We start from the raw sequence: 1,868 nt of genomic DNA, 5'->3' as shown, positions 1-1,868 counted from the left end.
AATCGAAGCGGGCAAGGCCTACAACATTGTAGACGCCGCTGCTCTGCTGGCTGAGCTGTCGACTGTCAAGTTCAGCGAGTCGTTCGACGTTGCTGTAAACCTGGGTGTAGACCCGCGTAAATCCGACCAGGTCGTTCGTAGCGCTACTGTGCTGCCACACGGCACTGGCAAGACCGTTCGCGTTGCTGTGTTCACCCAGGGTCCAGCTGCTGAGGCCGCTCTGGCTGCCGGAGCTGACCGTGTAGGTATGGACGACCTGGCTGCCGAAATGAAAGGCGGCGACCTGAACTATGACGTAGTAATTGCATCCCCGGATGCCATGCGCGTTGTAGGTCAACTGGGCCAGATCCTCGGTCCACGTGGTCTGATGCCTAACCCTAAGGTTGGCACTGTAACTCCAGACGTAGCTACCGCGGTTAAGAACGCTAAAGCTGGTCAGGTTCGTTATCGCACCGACAAAAACGGCATCATTCATACTTCCGTTGGCAAGATGGGCTTCGACGCCGTCAAGCTGAAGGAAAACGTTGAAGCCCTGATCGCTGATCTCAAGCGTATCAAGCCTGCTTCCTCGAAAGGTATCTACGTCAAGCGCGTTACCCTGAGCACCACTATGGGCCCAGGTCTGATCATCGATCAGAGCTCGCTGGACGCATAAGACAAAAATTGGCGCGATTATTCGCGCCAATTGAAAGATTGGGGTCCCTGCCTGGCGGGGGCTATCCAAGACCGTAGGCGACGCAAGTCTTAAACCATAAGCCTACGCAGATGGTGCTCCCGGTTCCTTACCGAATCAGACACCAAAACGACATTCGGTTTCGATCGAATGAAACGGTAACAAGCAGGAGTTAAACCCGTGGCAATTAATCTCGAATAAAACAACAAAATAGAAGCTGAATACAAACAGGATGACAAACTAGATCTGTACCCTTTAAATTATGATTCACGTGGCGTAACAGTAGGCGCAATGACCGGACTCCGTAAAGAGGCTCGTGAAGCTGGCGTTTACGTACGTGTTGTACGTAACACCCTGCTCAAGCGCGCTGTTGCAGACACTCAATACAGTGTCCTCAACGACGTGTTCACCGGCCCGACCCTGATTGCATTCTCGAACGAACATCCGGGCGCTGCTGCTCGTATTTTCAAAGAGTTTTCGAAGGGTCAGGACAAGTTCGAGATCAAGGCAGCTGCGTTCGAGGGCAAGTTCCTCGCAGCTAATCAGATCGACGTACTGGCAACTCTGCCGACCCGTGACGAAGCAATTTCTCAGCTGATGAGCGTGATTCAAGGCGCAACCAGCAAATTGGCTCGTACTCTGGCGGCAATTCGCGACCAGAAAGAAGCTGCTGCGGCCTAAGGCTCGTCAACTTCTCGCGTTTTTTGTTTATTTCGATGGTCGCGTAGGCCGTCCCCCAATTCAGGAATTGAGTCATGTCTCTGACTAACGAACAAATCATCGAAGCAATCGGCCAGAAATCCGTAGTGGAAATCGTTGAGCTGATCAAAGCGATGGAAGAAACCTTCGGTGTTACCGCTGCTGCTGCTTCGGCTGGTCCAGCTGCTGCTGCCGCTGTTGTTGAAGAACAAACCGAGTTCAACGTTGTTCTGCTGGAAGCTGGCGAGAAGAAAGTAAACGCCATTAAAGCAGTTCGCGAACTGACCGGTCTGGGCCTGAAAGAAGCCAAAGAGAAAGTAGACGGTGCTCCTCAGGTTGTTCTGGAAGGCGTTTCGAAAGATGCTGCTGAAGACGCCAAGAAGAAGCTGGAAGAAGCAGGCGCTAAAGTCGAGCTGAAGTAAGCATCGACTTTGCTCCTCCAGCCCGAGCGTCAAGCGAAAGGCTGATGGCTGGTGGCTCTTGCCAAAGGCCTTTT

General features: G+C 52.7%; 2 protein-coding genes and 1 pseudogene. All 3 read left to right on the top strand.

Going from position 1 to position 1,868, the window contains the following annotated elements; translation table 11 throughout:
* Position 1: 1 nt before the first annotated feature.
* The 3 genes and pseudogenes from rplA to rplL all read left to right on the top strand — a co-directional run bounded on the left by rplA (position 2) and on the right by rplL (position 1,794).
* Positions 2-655 (top strand): 50S ribosomal protein L1, encoded by a 654-nt coding sequence (gene rplA, locus ACIQVE_RS29630; RefSeq protein WP_402815506.1) that lies wholly within the window; start codon positions 2-4, stop codon positions 653-655.
* 282 nt (positions 656-937) lie between these two features.
* Positions 938-1,354, top strand: a pseudogene (rplJ, locus tag ACIQVE_RS29625) (50S ribosomal protein L10); the annotation flags it as partial.
* 74 nt (positions 1,355-1,428) lie between these two features.
* The gene (gene rplL / locus ACIQVE_RS29620) at positions 1,429-1,794 is read left to right on the top strand and encodes a 50S ribosomal protein L7/L12 (RefSeq protein ID WP_402815504.1); all 366 of its coding nucleotides are present in this window, start codon (positions 1,429-1,431) and stop codon (positions 1,792-1,794) included.
* The last annotated feature ends 74 nt before the right edge of the window (positions 1,795-1,868 follow it).

The organism is Pseudomonas sp. NPDC098747 (assembly GCF_044760045.1).
Taxonomy (GTDB): Bacteria; Pseudomonadota; Gammaproteobacteria; order Pseudomonadales; family Pseudomonadaceae; genus Aquipseudomonas.
Note: the sequence above shows the minus strand (reverse complement) of the source record. Positions and strands in the feature narration are given on the sequence as shown.

Excerpts from the sequence above, each read along its gene's own strand:
- rplL (WP_402815504.1), top strand. The coding sequence starts at position 1,429 with ATGTCTCTGACTAACGAACAAATCATCGAAGCAATCGGCCAGAAATCC.